At 72.5% G+C, this 25685-nt stretch carries 22 protein-coding genes and 2 pseudogenes; 9 read left to right on the top strand and 15 right to left on the bottom strand.

The features are described from left to right. Positions 1-172 precede the first annotated feature (172 nt). The 5 genes from AC29IT_RS03320 to AC29IT_RS03300 form a co-directional block, all read right to left on the bottom strand. Positions 173-1654, bottom strand: a complete 1482-nt coding sequence (locus tag AC29IT_RS03320; RefSeq protein WP_358444500.1) for a CoA transferase — start codon at positions 1652-1654, stop codon at positions 173-175. Then, on the bottom strand, positions 1641-3434 hold the full coding sequence (locus AC29IT_RS03315; RefSeq protein WP_358444497.1) for an acyclic terpene utilization AtuA family protein: 1794 nt from the start codon (positions 3432-3434) through the stop codon (positions 1641-1643). Before AC29IT_RS03315 ends, AC29IT_RS03320 begins: the two co-directional genes overlap by 14 nt. A gap of 315 nt (positions 3435-3749) precedes the next feature. Next, positions 3750-4652, bottom strand: a complete 903-nt coding sequence (locus AC29IT_RS03310) for an SMP-30/gluconolactonase/LRE family protein (RefSeq protein WP_358444494.1) — start codon at positions 4650-4652, stop codon at positions 3750-3752. Positions 4653-4727: 75 nt separating this feature from the next. Beyond that, complete coding sequence (locus AC29IT_RS03305; protein WP_358444491.1) at positions 4728-6059, bottom strand: phosphotransferase family protein; 1332 nt, start codon at positions 6057-6059, stop codon at positions 4728-4730. Next, positions 6059-7315, bottom strand: coding sequence for an acyl-CoA dehydrogenase family protein (locus AC29IT_RS03300; RefSeq protein WP_358444489.1), 1257 nt, complete (start codon positions 7313-7315; stop codon positions 6059-6061). The genes AC29IT_RS03305 and AC29IT_RS03300 overlap by 1 nt, the downstream gene beginning before the upstream one ends. Before the next feature lie 236 nt (positions 7316-7551). Here AC29IT_RS03300 and AC29IT_RS03295 point away from each other — a divergent pair, with 236 nt between their 5' ends. From AC29IT_RS03295 to AC29IT_RS03285, 3 genes and pseudogenes are all read left to right on the top strand, one after another. Next, positions 7552-8562, top strand: coding sequence for a crotonase/enoyl-CoA hydratase family protein (locus AC29IT_RS03295; RefSeq protein WP_488217756.1), 1011 nt, complete (start codon positions 7552-7554; stop codon positions 8560-8562). Positions 8563-8803: 241 nt separating this feature from the next. Continuing rightward, positions 8804-10015, top strand: coding sequence for an AGE family epimerase/isomerase (locus AC29IT_RS03290; protein WP_488217755.1), 1212 nt, complete (start codon positions 8804-8806; stop codon positions 10013-10015). A 254-nt stretch (positions 10016-10269) separates the two neighbouring features. Further along, a pseudogene (locus AC29IT_RS03285) lies at positions 10270-10422 on the top strand (transposase); the annotation flags it as partial. A gap of 9 nt (positions 10423-10431) precedes the next feature. On the opposite strand, the gene AC29IT_RS03280 reads toward AC29IT_RS03285, so the two are convergent. Further along, complete coding sequence (locus AC29IT_RS03280) at positions 10432-10572, bottom strand: hypothetical protein (protein WP_488217754.1); 141 nt, start codon at positions 10570-10572, stop codon at positions 10432-10434. A gap of 257 nt (positions 10573-10829) precedes the next feature. Here AC29IT_RS03280 and AC29IT_RS03275 point away from each other — a divergent pair, with 257 nt between their 5' ends. The 3 genes from AC29IT_RS03275 to AC29IT_RS03265 are packed head-to-tail and all read left to right on the top strand — an operon-like array spanning position 10830 to position 13689. After that, complete coding sequence (locus tag AC29IT_RS03275) at positions 10830-11795, top strand: SDR family NAD(P)-dependent oxidoreductase (protein WP_488217917.1); 966 nt, start codon at positions 10830-10832, stop codon at positions 11793-11795. After that, on the top strand, positions 11792-12421 hold the full coding sequence (locus AC29IT_RS03270; protein ID WP_358438086.1) for a TetR/AcrR family transcriptional regulator: 630 nt from the start codon (positions 11792-11794) through the stop codon (positions 12419-12421). Before AC29IT_RS03275 ends, AC29IT_RS03270 begins: the two co-directional genes overlap by 4 nt. Next, positions 12418-13689 (top strand): M24 family metallopeptidase, encoded by a 1272-nt coding sequence (locus AC29IT_RS03265; protein WP_358438083.1) that lies wholly within the window; start codon positions 12418-12420, stop codon positions 13687-13689. Before AC29IT_RS03270 ends, AC29IT_RS03265 begins: the two co-directional genes overlap by 4 nt. On the opposite strand, the gene AC29IT_RS03260 is transcribed toward AC29IT_RS03265, so the two are convergent. Together AC29IT_RS03260 and AC29IT_RS03255 are read right to left on the bottom strand one after the other, a co-directional pair. After that, positions 13641-13925, bottom strand: a complete 285-nt coding sequence (locus AC29IT_RS03260; RefSeq protein WP_488217753.1) for a transposase — start codon at positions 13923-13925, stop codon at positions 13641-13643. The genes AC29IT_RS03265 and AC29IT_RS03260 overlap by 49 nt on opposite strands. Before the next feature lie 67 nt (positions 13926-13992). Next, positions 13993-14448: an IS5 family transposase gene (locus AC29IT_RS03255; RefSeq protein ID WP_488217916.1), complete on the bottom strand. Its 456-nt coding sequence runs from the start codon at positions 14446-14448 to the stop codon at positions 13993-13995. Between the two features lie 179 nt (positions 14449-14627). Here AC29IT_RS03255 and AC29IT_RS03250 point away from each other — a divergent pair, with 179 nt between their 5' ends. Continuing rightward, a complete protein-coding gene (locus tag AC29IT_RS03250) occupies positions 14628-15644 on the top strand; it encodes an NAD-dependent formate dehydrogenase (protein ID WP_488217752.1) in 1017 nt (338 codons plus the stop codon). Positions 15645-15693: 49 nt separating this feature from the next. Here the strand turns inward: AC29IT_RS03250 and AC29IT_RS03245 are convergent. From AC29IT_RS03245 to AC29IT_RS03235, 3 genes and pseudogenes are all read right to left on the bottom strand, one after another. Next, a pseudogene (locus AC29IT_RS03245) lies at positions 15694-17175 on the bottom strand (aldehyde dehydrogenase family protein). Between the two features lie 7 nt (positions 17176-17182). Then, positions 17183-18325, bottom strand: a complete 1143-nt coding sequence (locus AC29IT_RS03240) for an acyl-CoA dehydrogenase family protein (protein WP_488217751.1) — start codon at positions 18323-18325, stop codon at positions 17183-17185. Between the two features lie 217 nt (positions 18326-18542). Further along, entirely contained in the window at positions 18543-19754 is a 1212-nt protein-coding gene (locus AC29IT_RS03235; RefSeq protein WP_488217750.1) for a TetR/AcrR family transcriptional regulator, read from the bottom strand. A gap of 285 nt (positions 19755-20039) precedes the next feature. Here AC29IT_RS03235 and AC29IT_RS03230 point away from each other — a divergent pair, with 285 nt between their 5' ends. Then, positions 20040-20642: a sigma-70 family RNA polymerase sigma factor gene (locus AC29IT_RS03230; protein ID WP_488217749.1), complete on the top strand. Its 603-nt coding sequence runs from the start codon at positions 20040-20042 to the stop codon at positions 20640-20642. A gap of 43 nt (positions 20643-20685) precedes the next feature. Here the strand turns inward: AC29IT_RS03230 and AC29IT_RS03225 are convergent, their stop codons facing one another. Then, positions 20686-21678, bottom strand: coding sequence for a sugar phosphate isomerase/epimerase family protein (locus AC29IT_RS03225; protein ID WP_488217748.1), 993 nt, complete (start codon positions 21676-21678; stop codon positions 20686-20688). Positions 21679-21715: 37 nt separating this feature from the next. Beyond that, positions 21716-22762 carry a Gfo/Idh/MocA family protein gene (locus tag AC29IT_RS03220; RefSeq protein ID WP_488217915.1) on the bottom strand — a complete coding sequence of 349 codons (1047 nt, stop codon included), beginning with the start codon at positions 22760-22762 and terminating at the stop codon, positions 21716-21718. Positions 22763-23098: 336 nt separating this feature from the next. Between AC29IT_RS03220 and AC29IT_RS03215 the strand changes: the two genes are divergently transcribed. Then, the gene (locus tag AC29IT_RS03215; RefSeq protein WP_488217747.1) at positions 23099-24121 is read left to right on the top strand and encodes a LacI family DNA-binding transcriptional regulator; all 1023 of its coding nucleotides are present in this window, start codon (positions 23099-23101) and stop codon (positions 24119-24121) included. 37 nt (positions 24122-24158) lie between these two features. On the opposite strand, the gene AC29IT_RS03210 is transcribed toward AC29IT_RS03215, so the two are convergent. Both AC29IT_RS03210 and AC29IT_RS03205 read right to left on the bottom strand, forming a co-directional pair. After that, positions 24159-25199 carry an aldo/keto reductase gene (locus tag AC29IT_RS03210; RefSeq protein ID WP_488217746.1) on the bottom strand — a complete coding sequence of 347 codons (1041 nt, stop codon included), beginning with the start codon at positions 25197-25199 and terminating at the stop codon, positions 24159-24161. Between the two features lie 101 nt (positions 25200-25300). Then, a complete protein-coding gene (locus tag AC29IT_RS03205; protein WP_358438054.1) occupies positions 25301-25552 on the bottom strand; it encodes an Atu4866 domain-containing protein in 252 nt (83 codons plus the stop codon). Positions 25553-25685: the final 133 nt, after the last annotated feature.

Raw genomic sequence — 25685 nt, 5'->3', positions numbered from 1 at the left:
GAACCGCCGACCGCCTGAGCGGCCGGACGACCCGCGGGTTCTCAGCGGTCTTCTCGCGAGAACGGCGTTTTCTCCTGTGGCGGAGCCACCGGTGAAAACGATCCCGCAGCGAGAATCCCGCTGAGGTTCCGCCACCCGAGTGCCGAGCAACCCGAGTTCAACGACCCGCGAGTCAGCGCTCCAGCCACTCCGGGCGGGACGAGCCGCGGGGGACGAGGACGGTGCGGTAGTGGCCGGGGGTGGCCGACATGCGCACCTGGTCGGTGACGCCCTGGTAGTGGCCGAGCGGGGTGTCGGCGGTGAACGTCTCCGGGTCGAGGTAGGCGTGCCGGGCGTCGCTGCCCGCGGTGGCCGCGGCGTACTCCTTGTCGAACACGCCCATGCTCAAGATCCACAGCGCGGCGCGGGTCAGCGACACGTGCACCCGGTAGCTGCCGCCGTCGACGGCGCGGCGGGCCAGCGCCTCGGTGATTCCGGTGGTCAGCAGCCAGGACACGATGTAGTCGTTGACGACCAGGATCGGCGGCAGCGCGGGCGTCTCCCCGTCGCCCTCCAGGTTCATCATGCCGGTGAGGCTGCCCGCGGTCTGGTCGAAGCCGACGCGCCCCGCCCACGGCCCGCGTTCGCCGTTGAGGGTGGTGGTGGCGTGGATGATGCCGGGCCGCGCCTCGGCCGCCTGCTCGGCGGACAGGCCGATGGAGTCGAGGAAGCCGGGCCTGCGGTTGGCGAAGAACACGTCCGCGCCGGTCAGCAGGTCGCGGATGCGCTGCGCGCCCTCGGCCCGGTACGGATCGATGGTCGACGAGCGCATGCCGACGTTCGCGGTGACGTAGGTGGTGTCGTGCTCCAGCTCGTTCGGCCGCCACAGGTTCAGCACGTCGGCGCCGTGCAGCGCGAGGGCGCGCCCCACGCCCGCTCCCGCGATCACGTGGCCCATGCCGAGCGCGCGGATGCCGTCCAGCGGGGAGTCGCCGCCGGTGAGCGGTTCCGGTTCGCTCTCGCCGATCTTGGTGATCTCGATCAGCGGCAGGTCGGCGAGGACCTCGCGGTAGTGCGGTTCGGCGAGCAGTTCCTCGGTGCTGCGCAGCATCGGCAGCACGGTGCCCGCCTCGACGGCCGCGTTCTCCAGGTCGAGGCCGTTCCAGCCCGAGACGGCCTTCGCGACGGCGTCGGCGTCGTCCGGCACGCCGAGCAGCTTCTCCGCCGCGATCTTGATCTTCGGGTAGGGGTTCAGCGGCATCACCCAGCGGCCGTCGGCGGTGCGGTAGAAGGCGAAGCCGAGCGCGTTCGACGGGTTCGCCGCCGAGGCCGCCGGATAGCCGTTGAGCAGCTCCCACTTGCGGTCGTAGAACGGGCACAGCCGGTGCGGCGCGGACCGCAGGTCCACCTCGATGTCCTGCCCTGAGCCGCCGCGCAGCCGCCACAGCTTCGCGACGGCCGCCGACTTCGCGGCCAGCGCGATCGCCGAACCACCGCCGAGCCGCAAGGTGCTGGGCACCACCGGGTCGGCCCCGTGGAAGGTGATGGAGCCGCCGGTGTCCGCGGCGCTCATGCCGACGCCGCCGAGCACTTCCGCCAGCTCGCCCGCCGGATCGAATTCGTCCGAAGTGGACGGTTCGGTCACCGCCCGGGTGACGCGGTCAGTCAGCGACATGGGTTCCTCCTCCGTCCGGCAGCAGTTCCACCGGGATGAGCACGTGCTTGGCCCGCAGGTATTCGCCCACGGCCTTGCCTACCTGGTCGACGCGCAGGTTCGACGATCCGCCGGTGCCGAGCAGCCCGCGCAGCACGAAGTGCACGGCCCGCAGCTCCGGGAACTCGTGGCGCACCACGTCCAGCCCGGCGCACTCGGGCAGCAGTGCGCGCAGCGCCGCGGTGGACAGGGTGTCCCGCAACCACGGCCACGCGCGGTCCTCGGCGACCCAGACGCCGACGTTGCTGTTGCCGCCCTTGTCGCCGCTGCGCGCGTGCGCCAGCATCCCCAGCGGTGCCGACCGGGTCTCGCCGAGCACCGGGGCGGCCGGTTCCGGGTGGACGGGCTGGGCGCTCGCGGGTTCGGTGCGGGCGGGCGGCGTCACGTCCACTTCGGACCCGTCGGCGAACAGGACCCGGTGCGGCACCTCGGACATCGGCAGCAGCGCGGGCCAGTAGTCGATGCGCGGTCGCGGCGTCGAGGTGAGCCCGGCGGCGCCGTCGTGGAAGAAACCGGGCACGCCCTGCAGGTACAGCGATCCGAGCCGCGCCGCCGCGTCGAACCGCTCCAGCGGTGCCCGCTCGGCCGCGGTCGCCATCACCCGCACCGGGACCGTGGCGGCCCACTGCGTCGCCGGATCGGCGGCGGGCGTGCCGAGCGGGGTGACGTCGAGCTCGGTGATCCCGGCGGGCAGGTCCCGTCCGACCTGGGTGCGCAGCAGCTCGACCTTCGCGGCCACGTCCAGTCCGGTCACGAACACGGTGTTCACCACCTGGTGCCCGATCGCGCCGAACACGGCGACCTTCGTCGTCGGGGGCGGGGGAGTGCCGGTGGTGCCGGTGATCCGCACCCGGTCGGGGCCGTCCTCGGCCAAGGCGACCGCGTCGAGGTGCGCGGTGACGTCCGGGTTCAGGTAGACCGGGCCCTGGATCTCGTAGACGAGCTGCGCGGTGACGGTGTCGGTGGTGACCGCACCGCCGTCGCGGGCGTGCTTGGTGATGGTGCTGGACCCGTCGGCGGCGACCTCGGCGATGGGGAATCCGGGCACCGCCATGCCGGGGATGCGGGTGAAGCCGGAGAAGTTGCCGCCGGTGGCGTGCGCGCCGCATTCGATGACGTGCCCGGCGAGCACCGCCCCGGCCAGCTCGTCCCAGTCCGCGCGGTCCCACCCGTGCCACCAGGCGGCGGGGCCCGCGGTCAGCGAGGCGTCGGTGACCCGGCCGCACACGACCACGTCGGCTCCGGCGGCGAGCGCCTCGGCGATGCCCCAGCCGCCCAGGTAGGCGTTCGCGGCCATCGGCACCGCCGCCCACCCGGCCAGCTCCTGCCCGGTGTCCAGGTGCTCCAGCCGGTTCCCGGTCCGCTGGAGCTCCGGCAGCCGGTCCAGCACGTCGTCCCCGGCCACGTGCGCGACCCGCAGGTCGACGCCCTCGGCCGCGATCAGCTCGCGCAGCGCCGCCGCCAGGCCCGCGGGGTGGAAACCGCCCGCGTTGGTGACGACCTTCGTGCCGCGCTCGGCGAGCACGGCCAGGTGCGGGCGCAGCTGGTCCAGGAAGTGCTCCACGTAGCCGCGCGCCGGGTCGCGCCGGTAGCGCACCGACAGCGCGGCGAGGGTGATCTCCGCGAGGTAGTCGCCGATCAGCACGTCGACCGGGTCCCCGGCCAGCACTTCGTCGAGGGCGGTGAACCGGTCCCCGAGGTAACCGGAGAACCCGCCGATGCGGATCGGGCGTTCGGACATGGCAGCACACCTCGCTGTTCGTCGGTTTCCACGCTACGACCGGTACCGTTCCGCGGCCACGACCGTTGAGCGAAGGCCGCCGTGATCGAACCGGTCACGCCGCCCGCGCGCCTGACCACCTCTGCGCGGCCGGTTTCGTCTGTCGCCCGTCAGCGGCGAATCCGATGAGCCGCCGACCATCTGATCCACCGGCGCCGCCGCGGGTTCTCAGCTGGTCCGACGACGGCGTTTTCACATGTGGCGGAGCCACCCGATCCCGCAGCGAGGAGCCGGCCGAGGCTCCGCCACCCGCGTCGCTCAGCAGCAGAAGTCGGGTCAACGAGTGAAGTTCAGGGGGAGGCCCGGGCGGGGCCATTCCGTGGCGTACAGCACCCCGCGCCCCGAGGAGGTGATGTAGGCGGTGCGCAGCTCGGGCCCGCCGAAGCAGATGTTGGTGACCAGCGGATCGGGTACCGGGACCGGCACCTGGTCGATCAGCTCCCCGGCCGGGCTGAGCACGCTGATCTCGCCGCTGTTCAGCGTCGCCACGCACACGTTGCCCGCCGCGTCCACCGCCAGCGAATCCAGCATCCGGGCCCCGGAGAACCCGTGCAGCAGCTCGGCCCCGCGGCGCACCTTCCCCGGCCCGAGCACCTCCCAGCTCCACACCCGGCCCGACGCGGTCTCCGCGACGTGCACCCGATCTCCGCCGGGGGACAGCCCGACGCCGTTGGGCTGGTGCAGCGGGAACACCAGTTCCTCCACCCGGGAGCCGTCCGGCAGCGCGTAGTACAGCCCGCCGAGGTCCATCTCCCGGGCCCGGGTCTTGCCGAAGTCGGTGAAGTAGCAGCCGCCGTCCGCGTCGAACACGAGGTCGTTCGGCCCGCGCAGCGGCCGCCCGTCCACTTCGGTGCACACGTCGGTGACCTCGCCGTCGAGGGTGACGCGTTGCAGGCGCCCGCCGGAGTAGTCGTCGGGCTGGCCGCCGGGCACGCTCAGCCCGTCGCGGTCGTGCCAGCGGAACCCGCCGTTGTTGCACACGTACACCGCGCCGTCCGGCCCGATGGCCGCCCCGTTGGGGCCACCACCGCAGTCGGCGACGACGGAGATCGTGCCGTCGGGGGCGACCCGGGACAGCGTGCCGCGGCGGATCTCCACGACCAGCATGGAGCCGTCGGCGAGGGCGATGGGGCCTTCGGGGAAGCGCAGGCCTTCGGCGATGGTGCGCAGTTCGGGCATGGGGCGGGACTCCTTCGATCGGTGGTCGTTCCTGGTCGGCCGGTTCCTCCCGGGAAGCCCGGCGGGCCGCGTTCGTCACGGCCCGGCCAGGTAGCGGGGGTTGGCGACGAGCAGCCGGTCGGTGACGGCGGCGCGGACCGCGGCGAGCACCGCGGGTTCCTCGGCCCCGGCCCGGATCGCGGCGGCCAGCTCCGCTTCGTCGCGGAGGCCGAGCGCGGCGAGCCGGTCCCGCCCGGTCCGCCGCTGCGCCGGGCCGTGCCGGAGTTCGCGTTCGACGACGTCGAGCACGTTCGCGGCGACCTGCGCGTGGAAGCGGGTGCGGCCGGTGAGCTCGGGCCGCACCTCGTCGCGCAGGAACTCGCCGACGGCCCGCACGAGTTCGGCGGCGGTGGGGCGGCCGTGCCCGCCGGGCTCCGGTTCGGGTTCGGGCGCTCCGCTCCGCTCGGCGGGCAGGCCCAGTTCCACCAGCAGGTCGTGCTCCTGCTCGCAGACCCGGCGTCCGATCGCGGCCAGTTCCACCGAGCGCTCGGCGCCGTCGAGGTGCCGCCGCGCCATGTCCCGGCAGAACACGGCCCACTTCGCGGTCCCGAGCACCTCCCACCAGCGCACCGCCGCCGGGTCGGGGGTCCAGCCCGCTTCGGCCGCGTACCCGGCGAGCAGGTCCTCGCGCGAGCCGAAGCCGCCGACGGGCGCCGCCGAACCGAACCGCCAGGCCTTCACGCACAGCCAGCCGAGGTCCTCCAGCGGATCGCCGCGGTGCACCAGTTCCCAGTCCAGCACGGCGCGCAGCCCGTCGGGACCGATGACGAGGTTGCCGTTGCGGAAGTCGCCGTGCACCACCACGTCTCCCGCGGGCGCCGGCCGGTTCGCGCGCAGCCGGCGCAGCGCCAGTTCCAGGGCGGGCAGCGGTTCCTCCTGCACGGGCAGAGCCAGCGGGTCGGGCCGCTCCAGCCCGGGCACCCGGTCGGGCGGGATGCGGTGCAGGCGCGCCAGCACCCGGCCCAGTTCGGCGGCCAGCCCCGGTCGTGCCCGCTCGAACTCGGGGTCGCGCAACAGCTTCCGGGGGATCGTCTCGCCGGGGATGAGATCGCTGATCAGGTAGGGGGCGCCGAGCACCGCCGGATCGGTGCCGTGGTCCAGCAGCGGCGGCACCGGCACCCCGGCGTCCGCGGCGGCGGTGATCGCGGCGGCCTCCAGGCCCATCGATTCGGGGCGGGCGTAGCCGGGCGGGTCGCGGCGCAGCACCAGCTCCCGCTCGCGGGTGCCGGAGGTGGCGCGGAACGCCCAGGTCTCCCGGCTCGCCCCGCCGCTGAGCCGTTCGGGCGCGGACACGGCGACGGGCTCGCCGCACACCTCGGTGAGCCGCGCGGTGAGCCGCAGGCGCAGCTGCTCGGCCGTCCCGTCCATCAGCGGTCCCGCCGCGGCCCGGCGAATCCGAACAGGTATCCGGCGATCTTGCGCAGCTGGATCTCGTCGGAACCCTCGGTGATCCGGTAGCGCCGGTGGTGCCGGTAGATGTGCTCGAACGGCTCGTGCCGCGTGTAGCCGAGCCCGCCGTGCACCTGCATGGCCTGGTCGGCGGCGTCGCAGACGAGCCGGTTCGCGCGGTAGTTGCACATGGCGACCCGGTCGCTGATCTCGTGGTGCGGCACCCGGTCCAGTTCCCACGCGGTGCGGCGCACCAGGGTGCGGACCAGTTCCGCCTCGGTGTGCAGTTCCACCAGCGGCCACTGCACGGCCTGCCGCCGGGCCAGCGGCTGCCCGAAGGTGACGCGTTCGCGGGCCCGCTGGACGCTGCGGTCGATGCAGTGCTGCGCGGCGCCCACCCCGGAGGCGGCCTGCCGGATGCGGTTCTCGTGCACGAAGTGCTGCGCGAGGTCGAGCCCGCCACCGACCTCGCCGAGCACCGCGGAACCGGGCACCCGCACGTCCCGCAGCGTCACCTCGGCGTGGTCGGTGGGCATGTTCAGCGTCCACCAGTGGAAGTCGACGTGGAACCCGGGCGCGTCGACCGGCACCAGGAACGCGGTGATGCCGCGCGCGTCGCCACCGTCCCCGGAGGTGCGGGCGAACACCAGGTCGTGGGTGGCGGAGTGCAGTCCGGAGTTGAACCGCTTGCCACCGGTGATGCGCCAGTCGGCGCCGTCCGGCACCGCGCGGGTGTCCAGCCAGGTCGCGTCGCTGCCGTGCCCGGGTTCGGTGAGACCGAACGCGACCCGCTTGCGGCCGGTGATGACGTCCTCGACGAACTCCTGGCGCTGCGCGGCGGTGCCGAAGGCCAGGAACAGGTGCACCAGCGGGAAGTTGCCCACCACGGAGGACTCGTTCTGCAGGTCGTTGTGCAGCCCGAGCCCGCGGGCGGCGAGGTGTTCGCGGATCACGGCCAGGTCCAGTTCGGTGCCGCCGCTGCCGCCCGCGGATTCGGGCAGCCCGTAGCGGAGCCACCCGGCGGCGTCGGCGCGGCGGGCCATCTCGGCGAGCAGCGCCTCCCAGTCGGGGTGCGGGGTGCCGCCCGCGTCGAGGTCGGTGCGGGCGAATTCCCTGCGGTGGTCGAAGAACCGCGCGTTGTCGTCCTGCTCCTGCAGTGGCCGGATCTCGGTGTCGATGAACGTGTCGAGCCGGGCGAGCCGCTGCCGCAGCTCGTCGGGGAGGGTGGGGTCCATCGCTCTCCTCGGGGGGTGCGGCCGGTGGCCGCAGGTCGGCCGGCGCGGCGCCGCGGCCCCGCCGGTGGAGCGAACGGTGCTCGACGATACGACCGCGGCGGCGTGCCGACAAGCACCCGGTACCGATCATCCACAGTGGACCGAACTGACCTGGGCGGTCAGTGTTGACCGCTCGGCTCGGGCGGCCTACGGTGGCTCGTGCCCGCGCAGCGCAGCCGGGGGAGGGGCGAGGGATCGTGACCGAGCGCCGCGTCGCCGTCAGCACCGCGGACGGGGTGGCCGACGTGCGGCTGAACCGGCCGGACAAGCTCAACGCGCTCGACCCGGACATGTTCGGCGAGCTCGTCGACACCGGCCTGGAGCTGCACGACCGGCGGGACGTCCGGGTGGTCGTGCTCCGCGGCGAGGGGCGCGCGTTCTGCGCCGGGCTGGACTTCGACTCCTTCCGCGCCATGACCGGCGGCGCGCTGCCTGGCCACGAGCCGCGCCCGCCGATCGGGCCGGCCGCGGCGCTCGGCCAGCAGGCCGTGCACGTGTGGCGGCGGCTGCCGGTGCCGGTGATCGCCGCGGTGCACGGCGTCGCCTACGGCGGCGGGCTGCAGCTCGCGCTCGGCGCGGACCTGCGGCTGCTCGCGCCGGACGCCCGGCTGTCCGTGCTGGAGATCAAGTGGGGACTGGTGCCGGACATGACCGGCACCCAGGTGCTGCCGGAGCTCGTCGGCCGCGACGTGGCCAAGGAGCTCACCTTCACCGGCCGGGTCGTGGCCGCCGCCGAGTCCGTGCGGCTCGGTCTCGCGACCAGGGTCGAGGCGGACCCGGTCGCCGCCGCGCACGAGCTGGCCGCCGAGATCGCCGCGAAGAGCCCGCAGGCCGTGCGGCAGGCCAAGCGGTTGCTGGAGGCCGCTGGGCGGGTCGACTGGGAGCAGGGCTTCGCCGCCGAGCAGGCCGCACTCGCCGACCTGCTGGGCAGCCCGGACCAGGTCGAGGCGGTGCGCGCTGCGTTCGACGGGCGGACACCCCGGTTCCACGACGCCCGGTCCGGCGAAGGTGGGTCCGGCGACTCCAGGCCCGGTGCCGCCCGGTCCGGCGACTCCGGGTCTGATGGCTCCGGGTCCGGCGACGCCCTGCCCGGCGACTCCACGTCCGGCCACTCCACGTCCGGCGAGGCCCGGCTCGGCGACTCCGGTCCCGGTGGACCCCGGCTCGGCGACTCCGGTCCCGGTGCCGTCCGGCCCGGCGACTCCTAGCGCGGTGCCGCCCGCGCCCGCGGTGCTCGGCCCCGGTGCCGGGCGCCGCTGACCGCCCGTCATCACCCGGCCACGAGCCGAGAATCCACTGTGGACGAGGCGGTTGCGCCACCGGAGGCGCCGTGGTGCGGCGGCGATTCGCTGTGCGAAGCTGGTGGTTCGGACCACCGACCGTCCGGCGGAACCCGGGACCGGTCGGATCGAACGGGCCCCGCGCCCGAAACGTCGGAAGGTAGGCGTCGTGACCGAACAATCGCAGGCGTTCGTGCCGGAGTGGGTGCGCGTCGAGCCGGAGCGGGTGCTCGCCTTCGCCGCGGCCGCCGCACACCCGGACGGCGGCTTCGCCTGGCTGGACTCCGCGGGCGCACCGGTGCCGGAGCGGCCGGTGGAAACCTGGATCACCTGCCGCACCACGCACGTGCTCGCCCTCGCCGTCGCGCAGGGCCGGGACGACCTGCGGCCGCGGGTCGAGCACGGCGTGGCGGCGCTGCGCGGCCTGCTGCACGACGACGAGCACGGCGGCTGGTTCGCCTCGGCCACCGCCGCCGGTCCGGTCGCCGACCACAAGGGCGCCTACGAGCACGCGTTCGTGGTGCTCGCCGCCGCCAGCGCCGCCGCGATCGGCGCCGACGGCGGCCGGGAGCTGCTCGACGACGCGCTCGCGGTGCAGGACGCGCACTTCTGGGAGGAGGAGCACGGCCTGGTCGCCGACTCCTGGAACCGCTCCTGGGCCGAGCTGGAGCCCTACCGCGGTGTCAACGCGAACATGCACACCGTGGAGGCGTTGCTGGCCGCCGCCGACGTGACCGGTGCTCGCCGCTGGTCCGACCGCGCCGCCCGCATCGTCGAGAACGTGGTGCACCGCTTCGCCCGCGACAACGGCTGGCGGTTGCCGGAGCACTTCGACCCGAGCTGGAACGTGCGGCTGGACTACAACCGGGACAAGCCCGCCGACCAGTTCCGCCCGTACGGCGTGACCATCGGCCACCTGCTGGAGTGGTCCCGCCTGGCGCTGCACGTGCGGCACGCGCTGGGGGAGGAGGCGCCCGGCTGGCTGCTCGACGACGCGCGGGAGCTGTTCGCCACCGCGGTCCGCGACGGCTGGTACGTGGACGGCGCGGAGGGCTTTGTCTACACCACGGACTTCGACGGCACGCCGGTGGTGCGCAACCGCCTGCACTGGGTGATCGCCGAGGCGCTGGCGACCGCGTGGGCGTTGCACCAGGCGACGGGGGATGAGGAGTACGCCCGCTGGTTCGCCGTCTGGGCCGAGCACGCCGAGCGGTTCTTCGTGGACCGCGAGCTCGGTTCCTGGCGCCACGAGCTGGACGAGCACAACCGGCCTGCGGCCACGGTCTGGGAGGGCAAGCCCGACCTGTACCACGCCTACCAGGCGACGCTGCTGCCGCGGCTGCGGCCCGCGGCCTCGTTCATCGGCGCGCTGGCCGGCTGATCACCGGGTGAACGCCCCGTCCGAGCGGCGGGGCGTTCTTCTCGGCCGACGTTCTCTGCCGACCAAATGTGTTCAGTGTCGACTGAAATCAATCCGCGAACGACCCGGTGTCGATCCGCGCGGAGCGGGTAGCCGGGAGGGCACGAAGACGCCCACCCCGCTCACCGCCTGTCTCTGAACCTGCCCGGCGGGTCGTGTCGGTTTCCTGTGAGCGGCGGAGCCGCTGAGCAGCCGACCACCTGAGACACCGGCGCCGCCGCCGGTGGGTCATCGAACGCTCAATGGCCTGGTTCACCGGCTACCGCCGCCTGACCCTGCGCTACGAACGTCGCGTCGACACCTTCAAAGCCTTCCTCGCCCTGGCAGTCGCCCTCGTCTGCTTCAAACGACTCCAACAAGCCAACTGAGACACGCTCTTAGCCGAGCAGGATGCGGCGGCGCAGGAGGGGGAAGCCCGCGCGGCCGTACATCTGTCGCTTGATCGTCCGGCTCGCCGTCACCGCGACCGGTGGCCACCGCAACGACGTCACCCAGCTGATCCCGCTGGTCGACGCCATCCCACTCAGCCGCGGCATGGTCGGGTAAGCCACGTCGTCGACCGCCAACTCTTAAGTCAACTGCGGGCCCGCCGGGTGATGCCGGCCGCGTAGACGTTGCCGTTGGCCCCGGCGAGGAAGAGACCGTCGGACCGCGCCGGCGATGGACAGGCCCAGTAACTGCCTCAGCACGGCGGCGGGCTCACCCCAGGCCGCACTGGTTGACAGTGTCCACCTGCCTCTGTAGGTTGACGTTGTCAACTTGGAGGTTTTTGATTATGCCCACGATTCTCATCACGGGCGGGCACTCGGGCATCGGCCTGACGGCGGCCCGTGAGCTCGCAGCCAGGGGCACCGATCTCGTCCTGGCCGGGCGCAGCGCGCAGCGCATGCAGCCGGTCAAGGACGCGCTCACGGCGGAGTACGCGGTGTCGGTGACCCTGCTGCTGCTCGACACGTCGTCGCTGATCTCGGTCCGCGGCGCCGCCACCGAGGTGGCCAAGCTCTGTGAAGCCGGCGAGATCGACTCGCTCGACGGGCTCGTCTGCAACGCCGGGGGCCGTTTCGACGGCGAGGTCACCTACAGCCCCGAGGGCTACGAGACGACGTTCGCCACGAACTACCTCGGGAACTTCCTGCTCGTTGATCTGCTGTTGCCGTACCTGGGGGAGGCGGCCCGGGTCGTGTTCACCGCCAGCGGCACCCACGATCGGGACTCGAGGGACGGCAGGATGGTCGGTGCCGCGGTCGAGCCGGACGCCGTCGCGCTGGCCAACGACGGTAAGGACGGCCGCAAGGCGCTCAGCGCCGGTAAGCGCTACGCCACTTCGAAGCTGTGCACAGTGATGTACGCCTACGAGCTGGACCGCCGGCTCCGCGGCGCCGGAAGCACGGTGGTGTCGATCGCCTTCGACCCGGGTTCGGTGCCGACCACGGGATTCTTGCGTGACATGCCGAAGGCCGTTCAGTGGTTCGCGGCCACCTCGTTGTTCTCGTGGTTGACCAAGCGCATCGGCGGTGTCGTCTCCGACGTCGGGTTCTCCGGGGCGTCTTTGGCCGAGCTCGCGAGCTCCCCGGAGTACGGGGACCGCTCCGGTGAGTACTTCCAGGCCAACGACGGGACCCTGTCCTCCGTCCGGTCGGCCCATCTAACCTACGACAGGCGGCGCGCGAAGAAACTGTGGGAGGACTCGGCACGGCTCGTCGCGCGCGCGGCGGACGACGAGCCCGCCCGAGTCCGATGAACACCGCGCAACGGCTGGTGGCGGCCGCCGCGGAACTTCTCGACGAGGGCGGGCAGTCCACCGTGACGCTACGCGCAGTCGCCGCCGCGACCGGAGTTTCGCATAACGCGCCCTACAAACACTTCACGAGCCGCGATGACCTGCTCGCCGCTGTCGCTGCGGCCGACTTCACCGCGATCACCGAGTCTTGGACGACGATCAGGGAATCGTCCCCGGTTCCGGTGGAAAGCCTGCTCGACGCGCTCGATGTCGTCATCCGGTTCAGCCAGGATCATCCGGCGCGCTACCGGCTGCTCTTCGGTACGCCCGACGTCGCCGCGCAGGGCGGAGACCTGGGCGACGCCGCCGAGACGGCGCTGCGGGTGTTCTCCGACATCGTCGCCGGCTGCCAGCAGGCCGGCGCCCTGCCACCGTCCTCGAGCCACAACCTCGGGATCATCATTTTCGCGGCCACCCACGGCCTGATCGACGCCGACGCGAGCGGCCGGCTCCGATCCCGGTCCGGCTGGACCGACGTCCGGGCAGGAATGCGGTTCCTGATCGGTCTCCTCCGCGGTCAGACGCCTGCACACGCAGCACACCCCACCCAGCCGAACACACCCAGCACGGAGACACGAGACGCATGACCACCACCGAGGTACCGACCTTTTCCTTCACCGAGCGCGACCGGCGTTACACCCTCGCGAGGTCCTTCCTGGCCGACGAGGGGCTGGACGCGTTGCTGGTCTACGGCGAGCACGAGGACGCCGGCCCGGCGCCGGTCGCCTACGACACCTGGTTCACCAACAGCCGGCCGGGATCGCTCGTCGTCTTCCCGCGGACCGGTGAGCCGATCGCGCTGCTGCCGGGCCCCATGTTCGTCATGGACCACCTCGAAGCCTCCCGACGTGGCGAGAAGATGTGGATCCCGCCGCACAACCTGCGCGGTACCCGCCACTCCGCCACCATCATCGAGACGCTGTCCGGACTGGGCTTGGACAAGGCTGCCATCGGAGTGGTCGGCCTGGGAGCGCACCTGCCGTGGAATCCGGAGGGGATCATTCCGCACGGTCAGTGGAGCAGGGTCCTCGACCGGTTCCCCGAAGCGGAGTTCCGTCCGGTCGACCTCGCCTTCGGGCAGCTCATCATGCCGCTGGGCGAGGAGGAGATCGCCGTGCTCCGGCACTCCGCCGCGATCGGCGAGGCCATGGTGCGGGCCATGGTCGCGACTGCGGCTCCCGGCGTCCCGGAGAGCGACGTGTACGCGGCGGGCATGGCCGAGGGCTACCGGAACGGCTCGTTGCCGCCGGCGATGCACCTGTGGTCCGGGCCGGACGTGATCGCCGCCGGGATCCCGTCGTGGGGACAGCGGCCCGGGGCCCCGCGCGTCTTGGCCGAGGGCGACGTCATCTACGCCGAGGTGTTCTCCAACTTCGGCGGGCGTCACGCACAGAACCAGGTCACCATCACCGTCGGCGAGGTGCACGCGGACTTCCACCGCGCCGGCCGGGTCGCCCGCGCCGCCTACGACGCGGGGCTGAGGGCCCTGCGCCCCGGCGGTACCTTCGGCGACGTCGTCGAGGCCATGCACGAGCCCATCGACGCCGCCGACGGCTGGCCGTTCCTCATCGCCGTCCACTCGCTCAACCCCGGTCTCTCGGTGGGCAAGGGCCGAGGAGTCTTCAGCACCATCCCCGGCACCGAGGGGTACCCGAAGGTCTCCGACTACCCCGCGTTCCTCGCCGAGATGACCCTCGTGCCGGGAATGAGCTTCGCCTTCGAGCCGAACTACGCCTACAACCGCCACCTCGCCCACCTCGGCGGCACAGTCGTCGTCGGTGAGGACGGGCCCATCGAACTCAGCCCCTACTCCGCCCAGCTCCTCCCCGCGGCCGGACTCGGTCCCGTCTCATGACCCTTCCCCGAACCCGAGTCCGGCGTTCGTTGGTTCTCAGAGGGTGTTGTGGATCTGTGGTTTAGGTGTGTGGGGAGGGGTTCGTCGTCTCGGGCGAGGCGTCGGTGGCGGGTGAGCCAGCCGAAGGTGTGTTCCACGACCCAGCGGCGGGGGAGGACGGTGAAGCCTCGTGCGGTGGCGGGCCGGGTGACGATGTCGAGGGTGACTCCGAGTTCGGTGCGGGTCCAGGTTTCCATGCCGCCGCCTTTCGGGCTGCCTAGCCGCCGTCGGCCCAGACACGGGTGATCGATCGGTAACGACTGCTCAGGCGGCGCAGGATCTCTCGGCCGCCGCGCTCGCCCCGGTCTTGAGGTGTCGTTTCCGTCCGCGGGTGCGTTTCCCGGCGTCGTAGCCCAGATCGCTGCCTCCTTCACCGGTGACGATCGACCGGGCGTCCGGGATCGCCGCAGTCGGGGCGGGGTCACGGCCGGTGTGGGTGCGGAGCCGGTCTCGGAGGGTGTCGTGCAGGCGGGTGAAGGTGCCGTCGGCGGCCCATCGCCGGTACCAGCGGTAGACGGTGTGCCAGGGCGGCAGGTCACGCGGAAGCATCCGCCACGCGCATCCCGACCGCAGCACGAACAAGATCCCGTCCAACACCAGCCGGTCACCGTATTTCCGTGCCACACCGCCCTTCCTGCGGTCCGGCACGGGCATCAACGGCTCCAGCACCGCCCACTCCTGATCACTCAGACTCGACGGATACCCATGACCGACGATCATCCCCGCCAGGTCCCTCGCTTGCATACACACAACGAGATCCTGGCGGGGGTGATCTTGTCTGCCAACCCAGATCCACAACGCTCTCGCAGCGGCTTCCTCGCGAGGACGGCGATGTCGCCGTGTGCCGGACATACATCGGACATCGATCCCGCAGCGAGACAGGCAGTAAGGAGGCGGCCGTGAAGTTCGTTGCCGTCCTGTACCCCGGTCCCACCGAGCAGCACGTCGACCACTCCGGGCTGGAACTGCTCGGCAGCGCCGAAGGCGCGCTGGGCCTGCGCAAGCAGCTCGAATCCGAAGGCCACGAGTACGTCGTGCTCAGCGACCGGGACGAGGCCCTGCGCGAGCACCTGCCCGACGCCGACGTGTTCATCACGACGCCGTTCTGGCCCACCTACCTCTCCGGCGACGACCTCCGCGGGGCGCGGCGGCTGAAGCTGGTGCTGACCGCGGGCGTCGGTTCGGACCACATCGACTCGGACACCGCGGCCGAGCTCGGCATCACCGTCGCCGAGATCACCGGGAGCAACGTGGTCAGCGTCGCCGAGCACGCGGTGATGCAGCTGCTCGCGCTGGTGCGCAACTACCTCCCGGCCTACCGGCAGGTGGTGGACGGCCGCTGGGACATCGCCGACATCGCCGCCCGGTCGCACGACGTCGAGGACAAGACCGTCGGCATCGTCGGCATGGGTCAGATCGGGCAGCGGATCGCGTTGCGGCTCAAGGGATTCGACGTGCGGATGCTGTACAACACCCGGCACCGCCGCAGCACCACCGAAGAAGCGGTGTTCGGCGCCCGGTTCAAGCACCTGGACGACCTGGTGGCGCAGTCGGACGCGATCGTGCTGTCCTGCCCGCTGACGTCCGAGACCAAGGGGATGTTCGGCGAGGAACGGCTGCGCTCGATGCGGCCCGGTGCGTGGCTGGTGAACATCGCCCGCGGTCAGCTCGTGGACACCGATGCGCTGGTGCGGGTGCTGGAGGACGGGCACCTCGGCGGCTACGCGGGTGACGTCTGGTACCCGCAGCCCGCGCCGGCCGACCACCCGTGGCGGAGCATGCCGGGGCACGCGCTGACCCCGCACGTCTCCGGCACCAGCCTCGAAGCCCAGCAGCGCTACGCGGCCGGGGTGCGGGACTCGGTGCGGCGCTTCCTCGCCGGCGAACCCCTCCAGCACGACTACGTCGTCGCCTGACGTCCCCGGTGCACGGACCGTCCGCGCGGGGAGGGCCGTGCACCACCGATCAGCGGGCTCGGCCGTGCCGCAGCCGGACGACCCGCTCCACTAGGCGCATCGTGCGGGCCGTGCGCTCGAAGCTCATCAGCGCCATGCCGGGGATCGCGAACCGCTGCCGCGTCAACGAGTGCGGGCGGCTGAACTCCCGCAGCCCCTCCGCGCCGTGGATGCGGCCGAAGCCGGAGGCGCCGACCCCGCCGAACGGCAGCGCCGCCACCGCCGCGAAGCCCAGCACCGCGTTCACCGAGGTGGCCCCGGCGCGGAGCCGCCGCGCGATCTCCATCCCGCGCCTGCGCGAGAACACGGTCGACGCCAGCCCGAACTCGGTGGCGTTGGCCAGCCGGACCGCCTCGTCGACCGAGTCCACGGTGCGGACCGTGACCGTCGGGCCGAAGGTCTCCTCGCGCACCGCGGCGGAATCCTCGTCGGTATCCAGCAGCAGCACCGGGTCCACGTACGGCGGGCTCACCGAGTCCGCGCCGCCGACCCGGGCCGTGCCGCCGTGCGCGAGCGCGTCCTAGACGTGCCCGCGCACGATCTCCACCTGGGAGGAGACCGTCATCGGCCCGTAGTCCACCCCGGCCCGCACCTGGCGCAGCCTCCGCTCCAGCTCGGCGAGGAACGCCTCCCGGACCTCGCGCACCACGTAGATCCGCTCCACGCCGACGCAGGTCTGCCCGCTGTTGGACATCGCGCCCCACGTGGCGGCGTCCGCGGCCGCGGCCAGGTCGGCGTCGGCGGCGACGATCAGCGCGTCCTTGCCGCCGCACTCGACGAGCACCGGGGTGAGGGTCTCCGCGCAGGTCGCCATGATCTTCTTGCCGGTGGCGGTGGAGCCGGTGAACGCAAGCTTGTCCACCCCGGCCCTGCACAGCACCGCCCCGGTCTCGCCGCCGCCCTGCACCGCGGTGAGCACGCCCGCGGGCGCGTCCGGGTTCGCCGCCGCGAACGCCTCCGCGTAGTACCGGCCGACGGCGGGCGTGCGCTCGCTGGGCTTGAACACCACGGTGTTGCCCGCGGCGAGCGCGTAGGCGATGGAGCCGTTCGGGGTGAACAGCGGGTAGTTCCACGGCCCGATCACGCCGACCACGCCCAGCGGCCGCTGCTCGATCCGCGCCGCGTGGTTGGCCATCAGCGGGCCGGGCGAGACCGAGCGCGGCCGCAGCACGGATCGGGCGTGGCGCGCGGCCCAGCGGATGTGCTCCAGGGTGAGGGTGAGTTCGAGGAAGGCGTCGTCGCGCGGTTTGCCGTTCTCGGCGCGCACGAGCGCGGTGATCTCCTCGGCGTGCCGGGTCAGGTGCGCGGCCCAGCGCAGCAGGCGGCGTTCCCGGTCGGCGAAGCCGAGTCCGGCCCACCAGGTGGCGGCATCGCGGGCGCGGGCGACGGCGGCGGCGACCTGCTCGGGTCCGTCGACGTCGAACTCGGCGACCAGGCTGCCGTCGGCGGGATCGGTGGAGCGCAGCCGCGGTGCCACGGGCGTGTCGGTCATGTCGTCCTCACAGCCCGTAGGTCTTGCCGATGATGTCGCGCTGGATCTCGCTGGTGCCGCCGTACACGGTGGACACGACGGTGGAGCGCAGCAGCGCCTCCATCCCGTACTCGGTGGCGTAGCCGTAGCCGCCGAGCATCTGCATCCCTTCCAGGGACACGTGCTTGGCGAGTTCGGTGCACTTGAGCTTCGCCATCGACGCCTCGCGCGGGAAGGTGCGGTCCGGTTCCTCGTCGATCTGCCGCGCCACGTCGTCGACGAGCAGCCGGGCGCACGTCAATTCCGTTGCCATGTCGGCGATCCGGTGCCGCAGCGCCTGGAAGGTGCCGATGGGGCGGCCGAACTGCTCGCGTTCCTTGACGTAGGCGACGGTGTCGTCGAAGGCGCGGCGCGCGGTGCCGAGCATCAGCGCGGCGAGGATCATCCGCTCCAGGTTGAGCCCGGCCATCAGTTGCTTCCAGCCCTGGTCCACGGTGCCGACCACGGCGTCGTCGGGCACGAAGCAGTCGGTGAAGTACAGGTCGTTGACCTCGCGCCCGCCCATGGTGTCGATGCCCTGGACCTGCAGGCCGGGGGTGCCGGTGGGCACCATGAACTGGGTGAGGCCCTCGTGCTTGCTGCCGCCGGTCCCGGTGCGTGCGATGAGCAGCACGTGGTCGGCGAGGTGCGCGTTGGAGCACCACGTCTTCTGGCCGTTGATCACCCAGCCGCCGTCGCGGCGTTCGGCCTTGCAGGTGAGCGCGCCGACGTCGGAGCCGGCGCCGGGTTCGGACATGGAGATCGCTTCGACCCGGCCGCGCACGACGCCGTCGAGGACGGTGCGCTGCTGCTCCGGCGTGCCGAACTTCGCGTAGGCGGCGGCGGAGATGATGGTGGTGGCGAAGCCGCCGATGGGGGCGCGGCCGTAGGCGGTCTCCTCCAGGAACAGGCACAGGTCGGTCATGCCGAGACCCGCGCCGCCGTACTCCTCGGGGATGTAGACGCCCAGCCAGCCCAGGTCGGCCATCTTGGCGTAGAGCTCCTGGTTGTGCAGGTGCGTCCCGCCGTCGGTGAGCTCGTCGCGCTGCTGCTTGCTGCCGCATTCGCGGCGGCAGAACTCGGAGATCGCCTGGACGAAGTCGCGTCGCTCGTCGCTGAGGACTCGGGGCATGGTCGTTTCCTTCCGGGATGGCCGGACGTGATCCCTCGGGGAGTGGTCGGCCGAGACGGGCCGCACCCGAGGTGAACTGTAAATCCCGATTAACTTAGTGGCAAGGATCGGCGGAACCACCTGCGACTACGGCGAAAACAGCGCAAATGGAGCGGTGCAGGTGCGACCCGCGATTCACCCGGGCGGGTGCGGTGCGATTCGGCCGGAGGGCGGGTGATCAGACGCGGTGCAGCACGTCCAGCGCGAGGTGCGCGGCCTGCTCCGGGGTGGCGACCGGCCGGCTCGCCATCGCCAGATCGTTGATCACGTTCAGCGCGGCCTGCGCGGTCACCTGCACGTGCCGGGCGTCCGGGCGCACCCGCTCCGCCACCACCGTCCACTGCCGCACGTGGTCGCGCTGCGCCCGCCGCAGCTCGTGCCGGTCGCCGGTGGGCAGGTTCTTGTACTCCGAGAGGTAGACGGCGAGCAGGTCCCGGTTGCGGAACGCGAAGTCCACGTAGGCGGCCACCAGCCCGTGGCGCGCGGCCTCGGCGTCCGGGGCGTCGGCCACCGCCTGCCCGCAGGCCGAGGTGAGCCGGTCGGCGGCCCGGTAGTACACGGCGGCCAGCAGGTCGGCCTTGCCGCTGAAGTGGCGGTACACGCTGGAGGCGTTGATGCCGGCCGCGGCGCCGATGTCCTCCATGCTCACGGCGTGGAAGCCGCGCCTGCGGAACAGCGGGACGGCGGCCGCCAGCAGCTTCTCCCGGCGCGCGGCGAGTTCGGGAACCCCGTTCCCGGCCGGTGCGGCCGAAGCGGGGGAGTCGGTCGGTGGTTCGGCGGCCAGCAGCACCGCCGCGATCGAGCGCAGCAGCGATTCGGCCACCTTGTCGCCGAGTGCGATCCGGTGCGTGGACCAGCCGGCGATTCCGCTGAGCGCGGCGGAGGCCAGCAGCCGCGCGGTGCCCGGGTTCAGCTCGGGGCGCACGGCGGCGAGGCGGTGCGCCAGCACCGAGACCAGCTCGCCCAGGCAGCGGGCCACGTGCCTGCGGTCCTCGTCGTCGAGGTGGCGCGCTTCCCACTGGTAGAGCCGGATGCTGCGGCGGCGGTGCACGACCAGTTCGGCGACCGCGCCCACCACCGCGTCCAGCTTGTCCCGGTCGCTGCCCGGTTCGGCGTCGGCCTGCCGAGCGCATTCGGTGAGGGCCGCGGCGAACTCGCGGGCCGCGTGCGCCAGGATGCCCTGCTTGTTGGGGAAGTGGCGGTAGATCGCGGGCCCGGTGATCCCGGCGGCGGAGGCGATCTCGCCGAGTCCGACGCCGTGGTAGCCGCGTTCGCTGAACAGTTCCGCGGCGATGGCGGAGATCTGCGCCCGCCGGTCGCCGGTGCGCCGCCGCGAGGTGCCGGTCCCGGTTCCGCGGGTGCCGGTTCCGCGGGTGCTCGGAGATGCCATGAGTGATACCTCCGTTGCTCGCCGCACCGTCGCGCGCCGACTTTACACTTCGGCGCTCTTCGTGGCAGGGCAGGCGGTCGCGGCCTTGACGGTCTTCTGCGGCGCCACCTATGTTAATCGTAATTCGCATCGCGCCGGGTTCTCGAACAGCACGTGGAGAAGCCAGCACGCCCGGTGCGCCGACCCTTCCCCGGATCACCGTCGATCGTGGAGGCGCCCAGTGAACGACACCGCAGGCAACCGGCGACCACCCGGCGCGACCCCGGAACGCACCGGGAGGGCGGCATGACCGCCGCGGTGCGCGCCCCGGAACCGCTGACCGGGGAGGCGGCGTGGGAACTGGTGGAACGGGCCCAGCACGGCGATCGGGTCGCGTTCGGCAGGCTCTACGAGCGGTACCGGCCGCTGGTGAGCCACTTCCTCTGTGCGCGCATCCACGACTTCAGCACCGTCGAAGACCTCGTGCACGAGACGTTCGCGCGGGCGCTGCACAGCATCCGCACCGTCCGGCGCGGCAGCGACGACCCGGGCGCCTGGTTCGTCACCATCGCCCGGCACCTGCTGCTGGACCACGTCAAGTCGGCGCGCAACCGCCGCGAGGTCGTCACCGCCGACTTCGACCCGGATCGGCGCAGCGCCGACGCGCTGGAAGACCTGGTGCTGGACCGGATGATGGCCGCCCGGTTGTGGTCCCGCGCCGGTGACCTCAGCGACGACCAGCACCAGTGCCTGGTGCTGCGGTTCGCGCTGGGGCTGACCGTGGAGCAGACCGCGAGCCGGATGGGCCGCGACGGGGGCGCGGTGCGCGCCCTGCAGTACCGGGCGGTGCGGCGGCTCGGCACGCTGCTGCGCGAGGACGCCTGGGAGAACATCCCGCAACCCCGCTGAACGACCCCACCCGGCTCGCGTTCCCGGGCGGGGCCGTTCCCGATCACGCGCGGGCGGCCGCGGCGGTGAGGTGCTCGGCGGCGACCTGGAGCCCTTCCAGCTGGCCCAGCTCCAGGTCCTCGTGCTCGATGTTCACCGCCATCGCCGGGTCGACCTGCCGCAGCGCGCGCAGGAACCGGGTCCAGAAGTCCTCGTCGTGCCCGCGCCCGACCGCGACGAACTCCCAGCTCGGGTCCTGCGGCCAGCGGTTCAGGGTGTAGCGCCCGCCCAGCGAGGTCGCCGCGTCGGCGGGCACCCGGTGGAACCGGTCGTCCAGCACCCCGTGCACCCGCCGGTTGGCCTCGTTGATCCGGGTGTCCTTCGCCGCGGCGTGGCGCACCAGCGGCCCGAGGTGCTCGACCGCGGCGACCGGGTCGATGCCCTGCCAGAACAGGTGGCTGGGGTCGAGCTCGGCGGCGAGGTGCGTGGCGCCGGTGCGCTCCACCAGCCGTTCGAGGGTGGCCGGGTTGAACACCAGGTTGTGCGGGTGCATCTCGATGCACACGTGCACGTCGTGCTCGGCGGCCAGCGCGCCGATCTCCCGCCAGAACGGCACCGCGACCTCCTCCCACTGGTACTCCAGCGAATCCAGGTAGGCGCTGTCCCACGGCACGATCGACCAGGACGGTTCCCGGCCGCCCCGGTGCGCGGCGGGCAGGCCGGACATCGACACCAGCCGCCGGACGCCGAGTTTGCCGCCGACCTCGATGGCGCGGCGCAGGTCCCGGGCGTGGGCCTCCCGGACCTTCGGGTCCGGGTGCAGCGGATTGCCGTTCACGTTCAGCCCGGTGAGCTCGACCCCTTCGGCGGCGAACGTGCCGAGGTAGTCGTCGCGGGCGGTGTCGCTGCCGAGCACGTCGTCGATCGGCAGGTGCGGCGCGGGCAGGAAACCACCCGCGTTGATCTCGGCCCCGCTGAGGCCGAGCGAGGCGATGGCGCGCAGTGCTCCGCGCAGGTCCAGGTCGTGCAGGATCGCCGTGTACACGCCGAGTCGCATGGCAGGTCCTCTCCGTCGAAGTTCGGTCGAAGTTCGGTCAGTCGATGCGGACGGCCGCGCCGCCGTCCGCGGCCGAGGTGGTGGCGGCGCGCAGCACGCGCAGGTTGTGCGCCCCGTGCGCGAAGTCCGGGCAGGCGGGCAGCCCGTCGTCCACGCCGGCGATCTCGTCGAGGAACGCCCTGGCCTGGAAGACGAACGCGTCGTTGACGCCGAGCCCGACGCTGGGGAAGTCCATCGGCAGCCCGCCCGCGATGTAGGGATGCTCCGGCCCGAGCAGCACCTGCCGGTACCCCTCGCCGGAGGCGCTGTCCATCAGCCCGAACTCGGCGGGCCTGCGCAGGTCGAAGGTGGCGGCGCCCTTCGTGCCGAACACCTCGAACCGCAGCGAGTTCGGGTGCCCGCGCGCCACCCGGGACACCGCCAGCGAACTGGACGCGCCGGAGGCGTGCTCGGCGGTGAACGCCGCGTAGTCCTCGTTGCCGACCGGTTCGCGGTCGGCGCCGACGGCTGCCTTGGCGTGCCCGACGACCGCGCCCAGCGGCACCGGCCGGTCCGCGGTCCAGGTGCGCAGCACGCCGCCCGCGACGGACTCCGCCGGGCCGCAGAGGAACTCGGCGACGTCGGTCAGGTGGCTGCCGACGTCGGCCAGTGCTCCCGAACCGGGCCCGCCGCGGTAGCGCCAGCTGATCGGCGCGTCCGGGTCGCAGCCGTAGTCGGTCCAGTAGCGGCCGCTGAAGTGCAGCACCTCTCCGAGCCGCCCGGATTCGACGAGCTCGCGGACGGCGGCGATGGCGGGGGAGCGGCGGAAGGTGAAACCGGTGCGCCCGAGGACGCCGGCGCGGTCGGCGGCGTCGGCCATCGCCTCCGCGTCGGCGACGGTCGGGGCCAGCGGTTTCTCGCACAGCACGTGCTTGCCCGCGGCGGTGAGGGCTTCGACGATCTCGCGGTGCAGCGGGTTGGCGACCACGACGCTGACCGCGTGCACGTCGTCGGCCTCGGCGACGGCCTGCCAGGACTCGTCGGCGCGGGCGTAGCCGAACCGGTTCGCGGTACCGCGGGCGAACTCGGGGTTGAGGTCGGCGATGGTGACCAGCCGGACCCGCGGCCGGCTCCGGTCCCGGCGATGGTGGCGGCGCTGCGGTAGCCGGCGGCGTGCGCGCGCCCCGCCATGCCCGCGCCGATGACGGCGACTCCGATGTCGTTCATCGTTCTCCTGCCGTGTGCGGTGGATTCCGTTGCGGCGGAACGGGATCGGACGGATCCCGGTGCGCCGCCCCAGCGGGTTGAACCGGTTTATTAGACCGGTTTAACGACGGCTACTATGAGGTTCCCCGCGACGGCGTGTCAAGATTCGTCCGGGAAGTACGCAGGTGGCGCCGCGCGGTCCGCGGCGCACTCGGCGCGATCATCGGAGACGAGCGTGGTGCAGCGCGATCCCGCGAACCGGGACCCGGCCCGGCGGCCGACGATGAGCGACATCGCCGCGCACGTCGGGGTGTCGAAGGCCCTGGTGTCCCTGGTGCTGCGCGACGCCCCCGGCCCCAGCGAGGCCACCCGGGAGAAGGTGGTGCGCGCCGCCGAAGAACTCGGCTACCGCTCCAACCGCAGCGCGAGCCTGCTGGCGCTGCACCGCACCCGGATGCTCGGCGTCGTGCTCAGCGTGCGCAGCGCGTTCCACGCCGAACTGGTCGAGGAGATCCACGCGGCCGCCGACGAAGCGGGCTACGACGTGGTGCTCGGCGCGCTGACCCGTACCCACGACGAGCGCCGGGCGGTGGAGAACCTGCTCGGCTTCCGCTGCGAGGCGCTGCTGCTGCTCGGTCCGGAGGCGCCGTCGGCGCTGCTCACGGAGTTCGGCGAGCAGCTGCCGGTGGTCGTCGTCGGCCGCCGCAGCCGGTCCGCGGCGGTGGACGTGGTGCGCGCCGCCGACGACGACGGGGTGGTGCAGGCCGTGCAGCACCTGGTCGACCTCGGGCACCGCGACATCGTGCACGTCGACGGCGGGAGCGGCACCATCGCCGCCGACCGGCGCCGCGGCTACCGCAAGGCGGTGCGCCGGAACGGGATCGCCGAGCGCATCGTGTCCGGCGCCTACACCGAGGAAGCCGGGGCGGACGCGGCGCGCGCCCTGCTCGCGGGCGGGGAGCTGCCCACCGCGATCGTCGCGGCCAACGACCGGTGTGCGATCGGCGCGCTGGACGTGCTGGTGCGCAACGGGATCGACGTGCCGGGCCGCGTCTCGGTCGTCGGCTACGACGACAGCGCGCTCGCCCGGTTGTCGCACCTGGACCTGACCAGCGTCAGCCAGGAGGCCGCCGCGCAGGCTCGGAACGCGGTGGCGGCCGCCGTCGAGCGCCTCGACGGCGGCCGCACCGAGCCGCGTTCCCTGGTGGTGCCGCCGCGCCTGGTCGTGCGCTCGACGACGGCGGCACCGGCGGGCTGACCGATCGGGTCGATCCGGCCCGATGGGCCGGGGACGATCAGCCGTGCAGCGCGCGGTCCGGTGCGCCGAACCGCTCGGAGGCGCTCAGGGCCTGGTGCCAGTGCGGGTAGATCAGGTACGGCTTGCTGATCTCGTCGAGCTTCCGGAACTCGTCGTCGCTGAGCTCGACTTCGGTCGCGCCGAGGTTGTCCCGCAGCTGCTCGTCCTTGCGCGCGCCGATGACCAGCGAGGTGACGCCGGGCTTGCGCAGGAGGTAGGCCAGCGAGATCTGCGCCGGGGACACCCCGTGCGCGGAGGCGATGTCCACGACCTCCTCGATGGTGTCGTAGAGCTTCTCGGGGTCGCGCACCGGCGGCTCGTTCCAGTCCTCCACGAGGTGCCTGCCATCGGTGGCCTGCTGCCCGCGGCGGTACTTGCCGGACAGCAGCCCGCCGGCCAGCGGGCTCCACACCAGCACGCCCAGACCCTGGTCGATCGAGGCGGGGATCAGCTCGTACTCGGCGTCCCGGCTCTCCAGCGAGTAGTAGATCTGGTTCGCCACGAACCGCTGGTAGCCGAGCCGGTCGGCCAGCCCCAGCGCCTTGACCAGCTGCCAGCCCGCGTAGTTGGACACCCCCAGGTAGCGGACCTTCCCGGAGCGGACCAGCGTGTCCAGCGCCTCGAGGGTCTCCTCCAGCGGGGTCTGCCCGTCCCACTCGTGCACGTGGTAGAGGTCGATGTGGTCGGTGTCGAGCCTGCGCAGGCTGGCCTCGGCCTGCGAGATGATGTGGTGCCGGGAGAGCCCGGCGTCGTTGGGTCCGTCGCCCATGACCATCCGGACCTTGGTGGAGATCAGCACGTCGTCGCGCTTGCCCGCGATCGCCTTGCCGACGATCTGCTCGGCCAGGCCGGCCGAGTACATGTTCGCCGTGTCGATGAGGTTGACCCCGGCGTCCAGGCACATGTCGATCTGCCGCTTGGCGCCGTCGACGTCCACGTTGCCGAGGTCGGCGAACTTGCCCTCACCGCCGTAGGTCATCGTGCCCAAGGTCAGCGTCGAGACTCGCAGTCCGGATCGTCCCAGCTGGCGGTACTCCACTGTTGCTCCTCCTGTCGACGTGCGGCGGACCGGTCGCGGCCCCCCGGCTCAACGATCAACGAGCGGACGTTGTTCCCGGTACCACCCGCGACCGGCCGCGTTCATCCTTCCCGGTGGAGCACCAGGTGCTCGTGGTAGAGGATTCCGCCGCGGATGTCACCGGTCGCGGTGAACCCGGTGTCATCGACGTAGTCGAGGTGACTGCCGGTGACGGTGTAGCTGCCGGTGTAGGCGCTCGCCCGGTTCCCGCGGGCCTCGTCGTAGCGCCCGTCGGCCCGCAGCTCCTGGCGGATGTGCCCGTCGGCGGTCACCCACATGCCGACCACGTCCACCGGCTCCTGCTTCGCGGTCATGTCCGCTCCTCCCGATCGCGTTCGTCCCGCCGAGCATGCCGCCGGGTCGACGCCGGGTGGGAGGCCGCGCGGTTCCTGGGTGTCTTGCACCCACCGCCCATCAAGTCCACTGTGGACTGAATCGGGTAACGCG

It is taken from the genome of Saccharopolyspora sp. MMCC62 (assembly GCF_057736575.1).
The sequence above is the reverse complement of the archived record's forward strand: the minus strand, read 5'-3'. Positions and strand labels throughout refer to the sequence as shown.

What these genes read in the sequence shown, in the direction of transcription:
- AC29IT_RS03255 (WP_488217916.1), bottom strand. Translation starts at nt 14,448, where the DNA reads ATGATCGTCGGTCATGGGTATCCGTCGAGTCTGAGTGATCAGGAGTGG.
- AC29IT_RS03315 (WP_358444497.1), bottom strand. Translation starts at nt 3,434, where the DNA reads ATGTCCGAACGCCCGATCCGCATCGGCGGGTTCTCCGGTTACCTCGGG.
- AC29IT_RS03230 (WP_488217749.1), top strand. Translation starts at nt 20,040, where the DNA reads ATGACCGCCGCGGTGCGCGCCCCGGAACCGCTGACCGGGGAGGCGGCG.
- AC29IT_RS03275 (WP_488217917.1), top strand. Translation starts at nt 10,830, where the DNA reads ATGCCCACGATTCTCATCACGGGCGGGCACTCGGGCATCGGCCTGACG.
- AC29IT_RS03280 (WP_488217754.1), bottom strand. Translation starts at nt 10,572, where the DNA reads ATGGCGTCGACCAGCGGGATCAGCTGGGTGACGTCGTTGCGGTGGCCA.
- AC29IT_RS03235 (WP_488217750.1), bottom strand. Translation starts at nt 19,754, where the DNA reads ATGGCATCTCCGAGCACCCGCGGAACCGGCACCCGCGGAACCGGGACC.
- AC29IT_RS03225 (WP_488217748.1), bottom strand. Translation starts at nt 21,678, where the DNA reads ATGCGACTCGGCGTGTACACGGCGATCCTGCACGACCTGGACCTGCGC.
- AC29IT_RS03310 (WP_358444494.1), bottom strand. Translation starts at nt 4,652, where the DNA reads ATGCCCGAACTGCGCACCATCGCCGAAGGCCTGCGCTTCCCCGAAGGC.
- AC29IT_RS03260 (WP_488217753.1), bottom strand. Translation starts at nt 13,925, where the DNA reads ATGGAAACCTGGACCCGCACCGAACTCGGAGTCACCCTCGACATCGTC.
- AC29IT_RS03300 (WP_358444489.1), bottom strand. Translation starts at nt 7,315, where the DNA reads ATGGACCCCACCCTCCCCGACGAGCTGCGGCAGCGGCTCGCCCGGCTC.
- AC29IT_RS03270 (WP_358438086.1), top strand. Translation starts at nt 11,792, where the DNA reads ATGAACACCGCGCAACGGCTGGTGGCGGCCGCCGCGGAACTTCTCGAC.
- AC29IT_RS03305 (WP_358444491.1), bottom strand. Translation starts at nt 6,059, where the DNA reads ATGGACGGGACGGCCGAGCAGCTGCGCCTGCGGCTCACCGCGCGGCTC.
- AC29IT_RS03205 (WP_358438054.1), bottom strand. Translation starts at nt 25,552, where the DNA reads ATGACCGCGAAGCAGGAGCCGGTGGACGTGGTCGGCATGTGGGTGACC.
- AC29IT_RS03265 (WP_358438083.1), top strand. Translation starts at nt 12,418, where the DNA reads ATGACCACCACCGAGGTACCGACCTTTTCCTTCACCGAGCGCGACCGG.
- AC29IT_RS03240 (WP_488217751.1), bottom strand. Translation starts at nt 18,325, where the DNA reads ATGCCCCGAGTCCTCAGCGACGAGCGACGCGACTTCGTCCAGGCGATC.
- AC29IT_RS03320 (WP_358444500.1), bottom strand. Translation starts at nt 1,654, where the DNA reads ATGTCGCTGACTGACCGCGTCACCCGGGCGGTGACCGAACCGTCCACT.